14 protein-coding genes are annotated in these 15,325 nt (G+C 29.2%); 8 read left to right on the forward strand and 6 right to left on the reverse strand.

From position 1 onward, the window contains the following. Window positions 1–123 precede the first annotated feature (123 nt). Entirely contained in the window at window positions 124–819 is a 696-nt protein-coding gene (locus tag Q0714_RS04075) for a Crp/Fnr family transcriptional regulator (protein ID WP_298263031.1), read from the forward strand. Window positions 820–822: 3 nt separating this feature from the next. Here the strand turns inward: Q0714_RS04075 and Q0714_RS04080 are convergent, their stop codons facing one another. The 5 genes from Q0714_RS04080 to Q0714_RS04100 are packed head-to-tail and all read right to left on the reverse strand — an operon-like array spanning window position 823 to window position 6,177. Continuing rightward, window positions 823–2,040 (reverse strand): ABC transporter permease, encoded by a 1,218-nt coding sequence (locus Q0714_RS04080; RefSeq protein ID WP_298263032.1) that lies wholly within the window; start codon window positions 2,038–2,040, stop codon window positions 823–825. A gap of 2 nt (window positions 2,041–2,042) precedes the next feature. Further along, window positions 2,043–3,215 (reverse strand): ABC transporter permease, encoded by a 1,173-nt coding sequence (locus Q0714_RS04085; protein ID WP_298263033.1) that lies wholly within the window; start codon window positions 3,213–3,215, stop codon window positions 2,043–2,045. 1 nt (window position 3,216) lies between these two features. Next, the gene (locus Q0714_RS04090; RefSeq protein ID WP_298263034.1) at window positions 3,217–4,206 is read right to left on the reverse strand and encodes an HlyD family secretion protein; all 990 of its coding nucleotides are present in this window, start codon (window positions 4,204–4,206) and stop codon (window positions 3,217–3,219) included. A 7-nt stretch (window positions 4,207–4,213) separates the two neighbouring features. Continuing rightward, window positions 4,214–5,587, reverse strand: coding sequence for a TolC family protein (locus Q0714_RS04095; RefSeq protein ID WP_298263035.1), 1,374 nt, complete (start codon window positions 5,585–5,587; stop codon window positions 4,214–4,216). A gap of 2 nt (window positions 5,588–5,589) precedes the next feature. After that, window positions 5,590–6,177, reverse strand: coding sequence for a TetR/AcrR family transcriptional regulator (locus Q0714_RS04100; protein WP_298263036.1), 588 nt, complete (start codon window positions 6,175–6,177; stop codon window positions 5,590–5,592). 116 nt (window positions 6,178–6,293) lie between these two features. Here Q0714_RS04100 and Q0714_RS04105 point away from each other — a divergent pair, with 116 nt between their 5' ends. The 3 genes from Q0714_RS04105 to Q0714_RS04115 are packed head-to-tail and all read left to right on the forward strand — an operon-like array spanning window position 6,294 to window position 9,657. After that, a complete protein-coding gene (locus tag Q0714_RS04105) occupies window positions 6,294–6,866 on the forward strand; it encodes a pentapeptide repeat-containing protein (RefSeq protein ID WP_298263037.1) in 573 nt (190 codons plus the stop codon). A gap of 1 nt (window position 6,867) precedes the next feature. Next, window positions 6,868–9,192 (forward strand): GH92 family glycosyl hydrolase, encoded by a 2,325-nt coding sequence (locus Q0714_RS04110; RefSeq protein ID WP_298263038.1) that lies wholly within the window; start codon window positions 6,868–6,870, stop codon window positions 9,190–9,192. A 36-nt stretch (window positions 9,193–9,228) separates the two neighbouring features. Beyond that, window positions 9,229–9,657 (forward strand): DUF1801 domain-containing protein, encoded by a 429-nt coding sequence (locus Q0714_RS04115; RefSeq protein WP_298263039.1) that lies wholly within the window; start codon window positions 9,229–9,231, stop codon window positions 9,655–9,657. Window positions 9,658–9,685: 28 nt separating this feature from the next. On the opposite strand, the gene Q0714_RS04120 is transcribed toward Q0714_RS04115, so the two are convergent. Further along, window positions 9,686–10,450: an MBL fold metallo-hydrolase gene (locus tag Q0714_RS04120; RefSeq protein WP_298263040.1), complete on the reverse strand. Its 765-nt coding sequence runs from the start codon at window positions 10,448–10,450 to the stop codon at window positions 9,686–9,688. Between the two features lie 468 nt (window positions 10,451–10,918). On the opposite strand from Q0714_RS04120, the gene Q0714_RS04125 reads away from it, so the two are divergent. The 4 genes from Q0714_RS04125 (at window position 10,919) to Q0714_RS04140 (ending at window position 15,306) form a co-directional block, all read left to right on the forward strand. Continuing rightward, window positions 10,919–12,031: a Re/Si-specific NAD(P)(+) transhydrogenase subunit alpha gene (locus Q0714_RS04125; RefSeq protein WP_298263041.1), complete on the forward strand. Its 1,113-nt coding sequence runs from the start codon at window positions 10,919–10,921 to the stop codon at window positions 12,029–12,031. 41 nt (window positions 12,032–12,072) lie between these two features. Further along, window positions 12,073–12,342, forward strand: a complete 270-nt coding sequence (locus Q0714_RS04130) for an NAD(P) transhydrogenase subunit alpha (protein ID WP_353959188.1) — start codon at window positions 12,073–12,075, stop codon at window positions 12,340–12,342. Further along, window positions 12,342–13,730, forward strand: coding sequence for an NAD(P)(+) transhydrogenase (Re/Si-specific) subunit beta (locus tag Q0714_RS04135; protein ID WP_298263042.1), 1,389 nt, complete (start codon window positions 12,342–12,344; stop codon window positions 13,728–13,730). The genes Q0714_RS04130 and Q0714_RS04135 overlap by 1 nt, the downstream gene beginning before the upstream one ends. 121 nt (window positions 13,731–13,851) lie before the next feature. Further along, the gene (locus tag Q0714_RS04140) at window positions 13,852–15,306 is read left to right on the forward strand and encodes a TonB-dependent receptor (protein WP_298263043.1); all 1,455 of its coding nucleotides are present in this window, start codon (window positions 13,852–13,854) and stop codon (window positions 15,304–15,306) included. Window positions 15,307–15,325 lie beyond the last annotated feature (19 nt).

Genomic DNA, 15,325 nt, shown 5'->3' on the forward strand with positions numbered 1-15,325 from the left:
TAAGCTGCTTTAAACTTCTAATAAAGTGAATCAAATCATTAAATTTTTTGTTTAACTATGGAATTTTCATAGTTTAATAATGTAACTTTACATTAAAAGCTATAAACAATTAATTTTTAAAAGATGCCAGATTTTTTAACTGAAAAAAGACCCTTCAAATTTCATTTTTTGAATGCTCAAGAATGCTTACAAATTTTGACTGAAGATCAAAAAAAAGAAATGGTTCAACACAAAACAGATTTAGAATTTAATGCTGGAGAAATCATTATAAAAAGAGGTATTGATTCTAATAACATTTTGTATGTTACTGAAGGTTTGGTAAAGTTAGAAATTACTAATGGAAATAAAATAGCTACATTGACAATGGTTAAACCACATTCATTTATAGGAATTGTATGTTGTTTTGCATTTGACAAATTTGATTTTACCGCTACCGCTTTAGAAAATACAAAAGTTACTCTTATTGAAATGTCAATTTTTCAAAAATTCATTAAAAACAATGGAGAATTTGCCTTAAATTTAATAAAGCATATGTCTGGTGTTGCTAATGGGATTTTTCATAAAATTACCAATTTTTCTCAAAAAAATATTGAAGGAGCTCTTTCGCTTACTATACTTGAGTTTGAAGAAATTTATAGTTCTCCAAAATTTAAACTTCCTGTTAATAGAAAAGAATTGGCCAATATACTTGGTTACTCAAAAGAAAGTGTTATTAATACCTTATCAAAATTTAATAAAGAAAGTATTATAAAAGTGTGTGATAAAGAAATTGAAATTTTAAATCATAAAAAATTACAACAAATAAGTAGAATTGGCTAAAATTTAAAATTGTTTTTTACTAAGCAATAAATATTCTTTTTTAGCTCTTCTTTTTAATGAAAAAGCAGCTAACAAAAAATATAGAATTGTTAATATCCATAAATGCTTCCATTCATTAATCACTTCAAAAAAAGAGGCTTCCATTTGTGTTAAACGCACAAAACCATTTATTCCAGGTGTGGATGGAACCAATGTCGCTATTTTTTGATAAAATTCTGAAAACCCTTCTACAGGAAAAGACAATCCACTTAACATTAATGAAGGAATAGAAATTAATACTAAAAATAAAATCGCATCTTCTCGCTTTTTAAACAAAGAACTTATAGCAATTCCTAAAAAAACTACTGAAAATAAATAAGGAATTAAAAAAAGATAAACAGTGGTTAAAGACGACCTAACTGGTATCTTAAAAATTGTATAAATTATACCAATTTGAATTGGAATTACAATTGCAAATAATAATGAATATAAACTAGATTTTGCTAACAAAACTGGTATGGTACCTCCTTTACTAAGCAACCTAGGAAACTTTTGATGTGTTGTTGTGGTTTCTTGTCTTGTACCATTTAAAATTCCAATTCCCATTAATAATACTAATTGGACAATTAAAGCAGTTAACATAGGAATTATATAAGTAGCATAACCTGAACTTGTATTAAATAAACTTTTTGAAACAGACTTAATTGGACTATAATTTTGTTGCGCTTCATTAAAAGACATTCCTTTAGACATATATTTTTTAATTACAATACCTGCATTAAAGTAGCCATTTATTAATGTAATATCACCTAAAACTTTTTTATAAAAAACCATATTTGAAGCATCTGAAAATGTTGAAATTACTACTTGTTTACCACTTCTAATATTTTTTTCAAAATTTGAAGGAACAATCACAATTCCTCGTACCTTTTTTTGATAATATGCTTCTTTTGCCTCTTGCAAATTGGTAAACGTGGAAATTGTATGTAACCCATCAGTACTTTCAAGCATAGAAATATAATCTCTACTTGTTTTAGATGCGTCTAGGTTTACAATAGCAATTGGTACCTCTTTCACTACTTCATTGGAATAAATATATGTATATAATGCTAATATGATAATGCTTATTGAAAAAAAAGTACTTACCACTGCTTTATCACTTTTAATTGAATTCCATTCAGTTAAAAATGCGTCCCAAAAAAAAATTCTAAATTTATAGTATGATTTGATCAAATTTTTCATTTTCAAATTCTATGAAGATAAACACCTTTCCTAAACAATTTATCTAACTTTAACCAGCCGATAGTAACTGGAAAAAGTGTTAATACCACCAACATTACAACAGATTTATAAGAGTAAAACAATGGAATACCTCTTTGTGTTTGATCTAAAAATAGTTCAAAAAAATGGGTGAAAGGGAATAATTCACTTAACCACTGCATGGGTATAGGCATTCCAAAAATAGGAAATGTAATTCCCGAAAAAGATAAACTAACCGCTGTAAAACCAGAACCTACAGTAAGAGCTTCTCTAAAACTTCTACTTATAGAAACAAACAACAAGGCAAAAGATTGATTTGCCAAAATAAGTAAAAATAAGCCAACAAAAAGTGTTAGTTTATTTCCTCTCATAGGGAAATCTTGCAGTACAAACATACTTATAAACAACACCACTCCAACCAATAAAAACCACAAAGTATAAGGTAATAGCTTTCCTAGAATGATACTTATTATATTTCCATTTGTTATTTTAACAAGTTTTGCTCCTTTACTATATTTTAAATCGGAGCCAAAACTATAAATTGTTGTAAGTATTACAAATAATTGGAAAAACATTGTTAAAAATCCTGAATTTAAATAATAGGAATAGTTGGTATATGGATTTGACAATACATGATTATTTATTAAAATAGGTTGAAAATTAATTTTAGCGTTTTTTACAGAAACACCTTTTTTTATTTGCTTTTCAATAGCTATACCTGCCGAAATTGTTCCAATAACTTTGCTAAATGCTTTGTGTTCTAAACCGCTTGGTAATAAAACATTACTATTGTACTGATTTAAAATAGTTACTTGCATTCCTTTTTTTATTTCCAATCCAAAGTTTTTTGGAATGGTTACAATTCCATAAATTTTACCTAACCTAATGAGCTCTTCACTTTCTAATTGATTAACAGGAAGATGAGTTACTTCTAACTCAGGAGTTGCATTTAACTGGGAAATTATATTTCTTGATATTGAAGAATGATCAAGGTCAACAACAGCTATTGGTAAATTTCTTGCAACTCCGTTGGATAATAACGTATTAAAAAAAAACATTGAAACAAAAGGTAAAACAATTGCAAAAACAAAAGTAGTTTTTGTTGAAAACAACAAAGCAATTTCACGTTTCGCTATTTTTAATAGTAACTTCATCATATTAGTCAAATTGTGATGCCTGAACTAAAATACTCATCCCTGGTCTTAACTCAACTTCTTCACCTACTGGTGTGGCTTTAATCTCAAAAGTCCTAACATCAAAATCTCCAGTAGCCTTTGTAGCATTCCACGTAGCATAATCGCCCAAAGGTGCGATATAATATATTTTAAAAATAATTTGTTTATTGTTTAATGCTGGAACTGTTGCAATAAATTCAGCATTTTTCTTAAACTTAGATAACATCGTTTCTTTAATATTTAACACCGCATAACTATTGGTAATGTCTACCAAATGAACTACAGGATACCCTGCTCCTATTAGCTCACCCTCTTCTGGTAAAAAATTTAGCACTTCTGCATTAATTGGAGAAACAATATTTCGTTCATTTTTATAACTTTCCAATTCACTTAAAGCTCCAGAAGCTTGTTTTACCATTGCACTTGCAGCTTCTACATCTTCTACTCTAGCTCCTTTTAGTGCAATTTTATAAGCATTGTATGCGGCAGCTTCATCTTTTAAAGCGGCTTCTTTTTGGGCAAAAACCTCATCTTTTTTTTGAGCCGAAACTACTCCATCGTCATATAAATTTTCAATACGTTCATAAGTTTTTTTCATTACTTCTGCCCCTACTTTGGCTTTTTCATAAATACTTTTGGAAGCATTAATTTCTTCTTTACGAGCTCCATTTAGCGCTTTATTTTTTTGTGCAGTAGCTACATCATGTAGTGCTAAAGCTTGTGCTTCTTTTGCTAATATTTCGGGGCTTTCTAAAGTTGCCAATAATTGTCCTTTTGTAACACTTGCTCCTTCTTTAACTTCAAAAGTATTAATTCTAGTAGGTATTTTAGCTGCTAAATATATTTCCTTAGCCTCTATTCTACCTTGCAAAACAATAGTTTTCGGTTTATTAATTAGCCATACACCTAATAGCAGTACAGTTGCAATAATTATGATGCTAGTGAATGATTTTATAAGTTTAATATTTTTCATAATAAATTTAAATTTGATTTAAAAAAGTAGCTGTTTTTCCTAATTGAACCATTAGCTCTCCATACGTTATGTTATATTGACAGAGAGCTTTTATCTTATATAATTTTATTTCAGTTAGCTTTAATGTTGCATCTACAACCTCTAATGAAGTTCCTGTACCTTCTTCAAAAGCTCTCATTCTCATATACCTTAGTTTTTCAGCTAAGGCTTGGTCTGCTGTTAAACTTTCATATTGTTCAAGTTCTTTTTGTAAGGTATTGTATAATTTTTCTGTATAGGTTAATAAATTTAATTTTGCTTGTTTATTCAGTTGTTCCACTTGAGCTACTTTAAATTTTGAAGCTTTTATTTGGTGTTCTCTTTTAAAACCATCAAAAAGTTCCCATTTTACACCAATACCAGCAAACCACTTGGTATCTACTAAAGGAAGATTGTCTTTCCATAATACATATTTTCCCTTTAGAGCAACTTTAGGAAAATACTCGCTATTTTCAACTTTTACTCCTACTTTAGCTAGCTTATAATTTTGTTGAATTGTTTTTAGTTGTTTATTTTCAGATAACATATCTTCTTGAAAATCAGCTAAAGGTTCTAAAATAGTAGGTTGAATGAAGGCACTTGAAACAGTTTTAAAATTTGTGGTACCTATTAAATTTTGAATAGCCGTAAGTGCCAATGAAACATCTTTTTTTGCAGCCAAAAGTTCTCTTTTAGCATTCGATAAAGCAACTTTAGCATTTAAAGTTTCAACTTCTGGAATAATACCATTCTCAAAAAACTTTGTTGCTTTTTGGTTATGTAATAAAACGGTTTGATAAACTTCTTCTCTAAGTTTTAAAGCTTCCTCAGCTAATTTTAACTTAAAATAATAGTTGATTAATTTTACAGTTAACTCCTCTTCTTTAAGATGATGATGGGTTTCTGCCAATTGATATTTTATTTCAGACGCTTTATTTACGGCATTAATTCTCCCACCAGCAAAAAGAACCATATCTAAATCTGCAGTAGCAAATCCAAGGTATTTTTCTTGTAATGTTACATTCCAATCTCCTAATACTAAAGCAGGATTTGAAATTTGTAACAATCCACCAATCATATTGCGCTGCGGATTTAGATCAACTTTAATATCTTCATCTAATCTTAAATAGCTACCTGATGCTCCAACTTTAGGTAGGTATAAAGATTTAGTAGCTTTATGTTCTTCATTTACTGCCTTTAATTCAAAATTAGAGGCAGAAATTTCTCCATTTTCAGAGAGTAATAATGAATGTGCTTCTTTTAAAGTTAGCTGTTGACTATAACTTATTGAAGTTGCTAAAAACAGCAGATAAACTATACTTTTAGAGGGTTTAAATACTAAATTTAAATACGTAATTCTCATTCTTAATTTTTTAAAATATTTAAAATGGTACTTGTCAAACTAGTAATATCGTTAGTATTTATTACATTACTTTCAAAAATATTTTTACGCTTGAAATGAATATAATCTACTGGATAAATTAATATATAAAAGTATAAATTGAACAATGTTATTTTTTCACTTATTTCACCGCTTTTAATGCCAATAGATTTAATTTTTTGCATCATATTAACTACACTTTGCTGTAAGTCACCTGTTAGCTTAAAATTATCATTATGAAGTAGTTGATAGAAAAAATTTGAAGCGATAGGCTCATTTAAAAAATAAACTATTCTATTTGCTATGAAAGTTTTTAAAAGGGGTTGAATGCTTGTTGGATTTAAACTCAGTAAAAAGGCTAACTCATTATTTAAAGCAATAACTTTCTCATAAAATAATTCATTAATAAGTTCTTGTTTTCCTGAATAAGTTCTATACAAATAGCCCCCACTAACATCGGCATTTTTTGCAATCATAGCAATAGTTGTTGATTCTATACCAAAATCAACAATCGTTTTCATGGTTGCTTCTTTAATTCTCTTTATTTTATCTTCATCAATTTTTCGTGCCATAACTTGAACATTTTTTTATTTGCAAATATATGAATAAACATTCATTCATTTATTATTTTTCATTATTTTTTTTAATTGAAAATTTGTAACATCTATAAAAAGCTTAATTTTATAGGATGATAAACAACTATATAGAAAATAAAAAATTCATAGCAATTAATTTTTCTGAAACAGCATTAATAAAGGGAGAATATGATAATTGCAGCTTTGTGAATTGCAATTTTTCTAACATCCATTTATCTAATTATGAATTTATTGAGTGTAATTTTGAAGATTGTAACTTTAGCAATTCCATTATTAAAAATACTTCCTTAAAAGATGTGATATTTAAAAAGTGTAAGCTCGTTGGTTTAAATTTTAGTGAATGTAATCCGTTTTTATTTTGTGTCAACTTTGAAAGCTGTCAACTTAATTTAGCCTCCTTTTTTAGTTTTGTATTAAAAAATACCAAGTTTATTAATTGTAATTTAATTGAAACTGATTTCACTTCCGCAGATATTTCAAATTCTACCCTTCAAAATTGCAACTTAAAAAATGCAACTTTTGAGAATACAAATCTAGAAAAAGTTGATTTTAGAACTTCTTACAACTACAATATAAATCCAGAAATAAACAATATTAAAAACGCTAAATTTTCATTAAATGAAATTGCTGGCTTATTAATAAAATATCAAATTATAATCAACTAATATGAAATATACTGCAATCATAATCATCTTCACTATGATAGCAAGTTCTTGCTCTCAAAAAAAAGAAAACAATATGGATACTACTAAAAATTCTCATAAAATAAATTTGTTACCATATGTAAACCCATTAATTGGTACCAAAAATATGGGGCATACTTACCCTGGTGCTACTACTCCATTTGGAATGGTGCAATTAAGTCCAGAAACTAACCAACAACCAATGTTTATCGATGGAAAATACAATCCAGAAACTTATAAATATTGTGCGGGTTATCAATATAAAGATTCCACTATTTTTGGCTTTAGTCATACTCATTTTAGCGGTACTGGTCATTCTGATTTAGGTGACTTTTTAGTAATGCCCACAACAGGTCAACTTAATTTAGAACCAGGTAAAGCTGAAATACCTCAAAGTGGATATCATTCTCAATTTTCTCACAAAAATGAATCCGCTGAACCTGGTTATTATAGCGTACAATTAGATGATTACAATATTAAAGCTGAATTAACCGCATCGGATAGAGTTGGATTTCATAAATATACATTTCTAAAATCTAAAAATTCTCATATAATCTTAGATTTAATTTCAAATATTTATAATTATGATGATAAAAATGTTTGGACATTTATTCGTGTTGAAAATGATTCTCTTGTAACTGGTTACAGACAAACCAACGGCTGGGCACGCACAAAAAAAGTATTTTTTGCTATGCAGTTTTCAAAGCCTTTTAAAAGTTATGGTCACAAAAAATATGATAAAGTTCAATACAATGGGTTTTATAGAAGATTTAATGAAACTGAAAATTTTCCTGAAATGGCGGGAAAGAATATAAGAGCTTATTTTAATTTTGATACAGAAGAAAATGAAGTAGTAAAAATTAAATTCGCACTTTCAAACACAAGTACTTCAGGCGCTTTAAAAAATTTAAATGCTGAAATACCTCATTGGAATTTTGAAAAAACTAAACAAGAAACGCAACAAAAATGGAATAATGAACTCAATAAAATTGTTGTAGACACTGAAACAAAAGCCCAAAAAGAAACATTTTACACTGCATTATACCATACCATGTTAGGTCCAATTATTTATGAAGATATAGATGGTGCATACAGAGGTTTAGATCAAAACATTCACCAATCTGAAGGGTTTACCAACTATACAGTATTCTCACTTTGGGATACTTATAGAGCTTTACATCCACTTTTTAACATTATTCAGCCAACAAGAAATAACGATATGGTAAAATCTATGTTAGCGCATCATGACCAAAGTGTTCATCATATGTTGCCTGTTTGGAGTCATTATGCAAACGAAAACTGGTGCATGGTTGGTTATCATTCTGTAACTGTAATTGCTGACGCAATAGTAAAAGGAACCACAGATGTAGATTTAAATAAAGCTTTAAAAGCTGCTGAAAATACAGCCACCTTAACCTATTTTGATGGTATAGGTGATTATATGAATTTAGGTTACGTACCTGAAGATAAAAGTTCTTCTTCCGTTTCAAAAACATTAGAATATGCTTTTGATGATTGGTGTATTGCTCAAATTGCAAAAAAAGCTAAAAATGAAACTGTTTATAACACCTATTTAAATCGTTCTAAAAATTATAAAAACGTTTATGATCATAAAATTGGATATATGCGTCCAAAATTAACAGATGGAACTTGGCGAAAAGAATTTAATCCTATTGACACTCACGGACAAGGTTTTATAGAAGGAAATGCTCTAAATTATGGCTTGTACGTTCCACATGAGATAGATCAAATGATTGAATTAATGGGTGGAAAAGATAAATTCTCAGCACATTTAGATTATATCTTTACTACTGAAATTGACGATAAATATATTGAGAAAAATGAAGACATTACCCGTGATGGAATCATTGGAAATTATGTCCATGGAAATGAACCAGGTCACCACATTCCATACTTATATAATTGGACAAATCATCCTCATAAAACTCAAGAAAGAGTTAGAATGATTATGGATACTATGTATAGTAATGGTGAAGATGGCTTATGTGGTAACGATGATGCTGGTCAAATGAGTGCCTGGTATGTGTTTAGTGCTTTAGGCTTTTACCCTGTTACTCCAGCTTCAAATGAATATGCTATAGGAAGTCCTTTAGTAAAAGAAGCAACAATTCACTTAGAAAACGGAAAAACCATTACTATAAACACTATGAACCAAAGTAAAAAAAATGTGTATGTTGAAAAAGTTGAAGTAAATGGAAAACTTATTAATTCTTACTTATTAAAATATAACGATATTAAAAACGGGGGTACTATTACTTTTTACCTAAAAAGTTTACCTAACAAATAGTATTATTATTACTGGTTTCAAATAAAAAAGAATTAAATGAGCAACCTAAAATTAAAAACAAACCCTAAAGTAGAAGTTGTTTTTGCAAATTATCCCAGCTTTGTTAGAGATAAAATGCAACACTTACGTAAATTAATTATAGAAACCGCCGAAGAAACAGAAGAAATAACAGTTTTAGAAGAAACTTTAAAATGGGGAGAACCCAGTTATATTACTAAAAATGGCAGTACATTACGAATAGATTGGAAAGAAAAATCGCCAAACCAATATGCTATGTATTTTCAATGTACAAGCAGATTGGTTGACACTTTTAGGTTGATTTTTGACCATAAATTTCAATATGAAGGAAAAAGAGCAATTGTTTTTCAATTAAATCAAAAAATCCCAGAAGTAGAATTAAAAGAATGTATTAAAGCTGCTTTAATTTATCACAAAGTAAAAAGTTTAATTACTTTAGGAATTTAACAAGAATAACTACTTAACTTAGTTAAAGTTAAGTAATTTCTAAAACCAACTCATCATACGCTAAAAATACATTTTTTGGAAGTTTTTGTTCTACTTCAGTATGAAACCCTAAATGTTGGCTTATATGTGTTAAATAAGTTTTTTGGGGGTTTAATTCTTCAATAAGTTTTAAAGCTTCTTCTAAATTTAAATGAGAATGATGTGGTTTATAACGTATGGCATTAATTATAAGAACCTCTAAGTTTTTTAATTTTTCTTTTTCTTCAATATCAATAGTTTTAACATCGGTTAAATAAGCTACCTTATCAAATCTATATCCTAGTATTTTTAGTTTGCCATGATTGACTTCTATTGGAACCACTTTTAAATCATTTAAATCAAAAGGATGTTTATCAATTACAAACTGTTCAACACTTGGAGCTCCAGGATATTTATCTTTTTCTTCAAATATATAATCAAACCTTCTCTTTAAGTTTTCTAATACTCTTTTTTGAGCATATATTGGAACGCTTCCTAGTTGAAAACTGTAAGGACGTAAATCATCCAAGCCAGCTGTGTGATCTGAATGTTCATGGGTAAATAAAACTCCGTCAATCTTATTTACTTTTGCTCTTAACATTTGATACCTAAAATCAGGACCACAATCTACAACATAAGTATTAGAATTCCATTCAATCAAAATTGAAACGCGCAATCGTTTGTCTCTTTTATCTGAAGAAAAACAAACGGGGTGATTAGAATTTATGACAGGAATTCCTTGAGAAGTTCCGGTACCTAAAAATGTTATTTTCAAACTATCAAATTTTATGTAAAAATACATGGAATCTAACATAAATCAATTCCAACGCTTCTATAAATTTAAATATTTCCAATTCAATTTTTAATTTAAAAAATATGATTTTACAATTATTTTGGTAATAATTATTACACAATTAACAATATATTAATGAATAATTACATATTGAGAAAAAATGTGATTTTTATCAATATTTATAGGCAAATAATTATATATATTTACCTTCGACAAGTATTAATACATTGTTAAAATGAATGTTAATAAAGAATCCCTGTTTTTAATTAGTAACTCCACTAACTTTATTTATCTTATTGTTTTGGGTGTATTTTTATTAAACGAGATTCATTATTTTAAAACTAGTTTATACACTAGTTTTCTTTTTTTTACACCTCCGTTAATTTTCTTCCAAATTCAAAATTTAAAATATCAATATATAAATTTCACAAGTAATAAAACCGTACAAATATGAAAATAGGCATATTAAAAGAAACACAATTAGGTGAAAAACGCGTTTCTATTTCGCCAAATATCGCCAAGCAACTCATTGAACTTGGGTTTGATGTTTTGGTTGAAGAAGATGCTGGTTCAACCTCCTCTTTTAAAGACTCTGACTATACCAACATAGGTGCAATAGTAGAAAAAAGAGGTGTTGTTTTTAAAGAAGCAAATATTCTTATAAAAATAAATCCTTTTGATGAAGAAGATTTAAAACTAATAGATAAAGGACAAATATTAATGAGTCAGTTATTCCATAAATCTCATCCAGAACTCATAAAAGCAATTGCTAATAAAGGTGCTACTGCTTTTTCTATGGATGCTATGCCTCGTATTTCAAGAGCACAGGATATGGATGTTTTAAGCTCGCAAAATAACTTAGCAGGTTACAAGGCGGTAATTTTAGGAGCCTATGAAATGACCAAAATTTTTCCTTTAATGATGACCGCAGCTGGAACCATTACTCCTTCAAGAGTGTTAATATATGGTGTAGGAGTAGCTGGTTTACAAGCAATTGCAACTGCAAAACGTTTAGGTGCTGTTGTTGAAGCAACTGATATTAGATTAGAAACCAAAGAACAAACAGAATCTTTAGGTGCTAAATTTATAACAGTTGATAATACTGGTGAAGAATCTGAAGGCGGTTATGCTAAAGCAGCTTCTGAAGAATATGCTCGCAAACAAAAAGAAGCAGTTGATAAATCATTATTCCAAGCAGATCTTGTTATTACAACTGCCATGGTTCCTGGAAGAAAATCTCCTATTTTAATTACTGAAGAACAAGTGAAACATATGAAAAATGGAGCAGTTTTAATAGACTTAGCAGCAGCACAAGGAGGAAATTGTGAATTAAGTGAAATGGGCAAAACAGTAGTTAAACATGGTGTAAAAATTATTGGAACCACTATTTCTCCTGAAAGTGTATCTACCAATGCAAGTGATTTATATGCCAAAAATATGCTGAATTTTATAAAACACTTAACAGATAAAACTGAATTTAAGTGGGATTTAGAAGAAGAAATTACAGATGAAACCTTAATAGTTAAAGACGGAAAAATTAGAAAAAACGGAAAAACTGAATAAATATGACAGAATTTATAGATTTTATAAGCAATAACCTCCAAATGATATATATCGTAATTCTTATGATATTTGTTGGAGTTGAAGTAATTGGTCACGTACCTGCGGTTTTACACACACCCTTAATGTCAGGTGCTAACGCAATACACGGTGTTGTAATTATTGGAGCTATTTTAGTAATGCTAGGAGCTGAACCAGATAATATTTTAGCATTATCATTAGGTTTTGTTGCTGTTTTATTAGGTACACTAAACGTGGTTGGCGGATTTGTAGTTACCGATCGCATGTTAGAAATGTTTAAAAAGAAAAAATAATGGAATATATATTTAGTTTAGAATTTATTTATTTAATAGCATCTGTAACCTACATTTTAGGTTTAAAAATGTTAGGACATCCAGAAACTGCACGAAGAGGAAATTTAATTGCAGCTGCTGGTATGACAATTGCTATTTTAGGTACTATCTTTTTATACCAAGGTGAAGTTCCTCAACTAATTTATTATTTAATTGCTATAGCAATTATCATAGGAACTATAATTGGATGGGTGGTTGCTAAAAAAGTGGGAATGACCAAAATGCCTGAATTAGTTTCCTTATTCAATGGTATGGGAGGTGCCAGTGCTGCTCTTATTGGTTTAATTGAGTTCCATCATTATATTGGAGATCAATTATCTATAATAACTATAATTGCAGGTATGATAATTGGAAGCGTGTCTTTTTCTGGTAGTATGATTGCATGGGCAAAATTAAATGGAACCATGAACAACCCAATTCGCTTACCAATGTATAATATTTTAAATAATGTATTTCTAATTGGAATACTTGCCTTTGGTGCTTATATAGTTTTTAGTGGAACAGAAAGTCAATTATATTTATACTTATTGTTTTTTGCAGCTATTACCTATGGAATTTTATTTGTATTACCTATTGGAGGTGCCGATATGCCAGTTGTTATCTCATTATTAAATTCGTTTACTGGTTTAGCTGCTGCCTTTGGAGGTTTCCTCTATGGAAATATGGTAATGTTAACTGGGGGTATTTTAGTGGGTTCTGCAGGTACTATTTTAACACTTGCAATGTGTAAAGCTATGAATAGACCATTATCAAATGTAATTTTTGGAGCCTTTGGTGAAGGTGCTGTGGCTGCAGGATCAAGTAATACAGTATTAGGAAGTATCAAAGAAGCTTCCGCAAGTGATGTAGCTATTTTAATGAATTATTCTAGAAAAGTTATTATTGTACCTGGATATGGATTGGCAGTTGCACAAGCGCAACATATTATTCACGAATTAGAACAGCTATTAGAAAGTAAAGGAATCGATGTAAAATATGCTATTCATCCTGTAGCAGGTCGTATGCCAGGTCATATGAATGTTTTACTTGCTGAAACTAATGTAGATTATGATAAATTAGTTGAAATGGAAGACATCAACCCAGAATTTCAAAGCACAGATGTTGTATTTGTTGTTGGAGCCAATGATGTTGTAAATCCTGCTGCCAAAAACGACCCATCAAGTCCAATTTTTGGAATGCCAATATTAGATGTTGAAAACGCAAAACATATTATAGTTAATAAACGTAGTATGAAACCAGGGTATGCTGGTATTGAAAACGAATTATTCTACAACCAAAAAACATCTATGTTATTTGGAGATGCAAAAGCTGCTTTAACTAAATTAGTTAACGAGCTTAAGAATATGTAAATTTAACCAAACTTTACTTTACTCATTAAAGGCTGGAGCATATTCCAGCCTTTTTTATTTAAAAAAATTATTGGAATGAGCTATCAATTTTTATTACTTTTGTAGTACTAAAAAAATCAGAATGGCGCTGAAATTAAAAGGTGATATAGAGATTAATGACATTCCCACAAGTAAAGCTAAAGCTTTAAAAGTTAATTTAAACAAATACATTTACGGTACATTTGCTGAAATTGGTGCTGGACAAGAAACCGTTCGTCACTTCTTTAGAGCTGGTGGAGCCTCTGGTACTATTGCAAAAGCAATGAGTGCTTATGATAAAGATTTTTCTAATGCCGTATATGGTGTAGAAGATGATGGCCGTTATGTAACAGAAGATCGTTTAAAAAGAATGTTAACCTATGAAATTGAACTTACTGAAGATAGGTTATCTAGAAAAAAACATCCAAACAAAATGTTTTTTTCATATGCAAATACAGTAACAACTATAGATTTTGCTAGAAAATTTAAAGGTCACGGCTGGGTTGGTATCAAATTTCAATTAGATCCGTTAGAAGATTATAATGAAATTATACTACACTTAAGGTTTAAAGAAACTGATGCTAAGCTTCAACAAGAAACTCTTGGAATTCTTGGAGTAAACCTTATTTATGGTGCCTATTATCTAAATGATAAACCTAAAGAACTTTTAAAATCATTATACGATAACTTACATAAAGTTCAGTTAGAAATTGATATGATTAATTTCTCTGGCCCTCGCTTTTCTTATGTTGATAATAGACTCATGAGTTTGTTATTAGTAAGAAATGGAATGACAAATGCCGTAATGTTTGGTCCAGATGGAAATAACCTATTGCCAGCACAACAACTTTACAAAGCCAATATTTTAGCCTTAAGAGGTAGCTTTAGACCTGTTACTAAGGTAAACATGAACATGTATAAATTGGCTGAAGAAATGTTTATCAATGAAAACAAAGTTTCAAAGAAAAATACAAAAATTATTTTTGAAATTACATTAACTAACCTTAGTGCTGAAGGGGAAATAGACGAGAGAGACTTTTTAGATAGGGCTGAATTATTATGTTCTTTAGGACAACATGTAATGATAACCAACTACCAAGAATACTATAAATTGGTAGAATACTTTTCAGAATTTACAAAAGCTCGTATAGGTTTAGCAATGGGTGTTTACAGCTTTGTGCAAATTTTTGATGAAAAATATTATAGAAATTTAAGCGGAGGTATATTAGAAGCTTTTGGTAAATTATTCTTCAAAGATTTAAAAGTGTACTTATACCCTCTTAAAGATCAAAGAACTGGTGAAATTAAAACCAGTGAAAATTTAAAAGTTCATCCTCGTATGAAAGAATTGTATAAATTCTTTAAATACAATGGGAAAGTAGTTGATATTAAAGACTACGATCCTGAAATTTTAGAAGTTTTCTCCAGAACGGTTCTTGATATGATTGCCAATGGTAAAAATGGTTGGGAAGAAATGCTTCCTATAGGTATTGCTGAAATTATAAAAGATCAACGTTTATTTGGTTATTCAAGAAGAAAATTTGAACAACTAAAATAAATCTTGCTTTTCATTTAAA

Origin of the sequence: uncultured Lutibacter sp., assembly GCF_947493565.1 — a bacterium.
In the GTDB taxonomy this organism is placed as follows: Bacteria; Bacteroidota; Bacteroidia; order Flavobacteriales; family Flavobacteriaceae; genus Lutibacter; species Lutibacter aestuarii.

Bases quoted from the DNA above. Each gene is read 5' to 3' on its own strand.
- Q0714_RS04105 (WP_298263037.1), top strand. From the start codon at position 6,294: ATGATAAACAACTATATAGAAAATAAAAAATTCATAGCAATTAATTTT.
- Q0714_RS04080 (WP_298263032.1), bottom strand. From the start codon at position 2,040: ATGAAAAATTTGATCAAATCATACTATAAATTTAGAATTTTTTTTTGG.
- Q0714_RS04130 (WP_353959188.1), top strand. From the start codon at position 12,073: ATGATATATATCGTAATTCTTATGATATTTGTTGGAGTTGAAGTAATT.
- Q0714_RS04095 (WP_298263035.1), bottom strand. From the start codon at position 5,587: ATGAGAATTACGTATTTAAATTTAGTATTTAAACCCTCTAAAAGTATA.
- Q0714_RS04115 (WP_298263039.1), top strand. From the start codon at position 9,229: ATGAGCAACCTAAAATTAAAAACAAACCCTAAAGTAGAAGTTGTTTTT.
- Q0714_RS04075 (WP_298263031.1), top strand. From the start codon at position 124: ATGCCAGATTTTTTAACTGAAAAAAGACCCTTCAAATTTCATTTTTTG.
- Q0714_RS04140 (WP_298263043.1), top strand. From the start codon at position 13,852: ATGGCGCTGAAATTAAAAGGTGATATAGAGATTAATGACATTCCCACA.
- Q0714_RS04085 (WP_298263033.1), bottom strand. From the start codon at position 3,215: ATGATGAAGTTACTATTAAAAATAGCGAAACGTGAAATTGCTTTGTTG.
- Q0714_RS04090 (WP_298263034.1), bottom strand. From the start codon at position 4,206: ATGAAAAATATTAAACTTATAAAATCATTCACTAGCATCATAATTATT.
- Q0714_RS04125 (WP_298263041.1), top strand. From the start codon at position 10,919: ATGAAAATAGGCATATTAAAAGAAACACAATTAGGTGAAAAACGCGTT.
- Q0714_RS04110 (WP_298263038.1), top strand. From the start codon at position 6,868: ATGAAATATACTGCAATCATAATCATCTTCACTATGATAGCAAGTTCT.
- Q0714_RS04135 (WP_298263042.1), top strand. From the start codon at position 12,342: ATGGAATATATATTTAGTTTAGAATTTATTTATTTAATAGCATCTGTA.
- Q0714_RS04100 (WP_298263036.1), bottom strand. From the start codon at position 6,177: ATGGCACGAAAAATTGATGAAGATAAAATAAAGAGAATTAAAGAAGCA.